Origin of the sequence: Nocardia panacis (assembly GCF_003598715.1) — a bacterium.
Taxonomy (GTDB): domain Bacteria; phylum Actinomycetota; class Actinomycetes; order Mycobacteriales; family Mycobacteriaceae; genus Nocardia; species Nocardia panacis.
On the sequence record NZ_QZFU01000004.1, the window covers coordinates 1 to 602 of the forward strand.

Here is a 602-nt window from a genome sequence, read left to right on the forward strand (position 1 = left end):
TCTTCGGGATCAGTCCGCGTGAGGCGGTCGCGATGGACCCGCAGCAGCGGATGTTGCTGGAGACGGTGTGGGAGTCACTCGAGCACGCCGGGATGAAGCCGGGCAGTTTGCGGGGCACTGACACCGGGGTCTTCATCGGCGTCACCAACCAGGGCTACGATATCGGCGCCGATCACAGTGTCGAGGGGTATCGCCTGACAGGCAATATCGAAAGCGTTGTGTCTGGTCGTATTTCGTATGTGTTGGGTTTGGAGGGGCCGGCGGTGTCGGTGGACACGGCGTGTTCGTCGGGTCTGGTGGCGTTGCATCAGGCGTGTCAGGCTTTGCGGGCGGGGGACTGCTCGATGGCGCTGGCCGGTGGTGTGACGGTAATGGCCACACCCATCGGATTCGTGGAGTTCTCCCGGCAGCGGGGGTTGGCGCCGGACGGACGGTGTAAGCCGTTCTCGGCCGATGCCGATGGCACCGGGTGGGGTGAGGGTGCTGGTGTGTTGGTGTTGGAGCGGTTGTCGGATGCGCGTCGTCTCGGGCGTCGGGTGTTGGCGGTGGTGCGTGGTAGTGCGGTGAATCAGGATGGGGCGTCGAATGGTTTGACCGCGCCG

General features: G+C 64.8%; 1 protein-coding gene. It reads left to right on the forward strand.

All coding sequences use genetic code 11. The features are described 5' to 3' along the window. Positions 1–602: beta-ketoacyl synthase N-terminal-like domain-containing protein (locus D5S18_RS00220; RefSeq protein ID WP_147403777.1), on the forward strand; the 602-nt coding region annotated here is incomplete at both ends.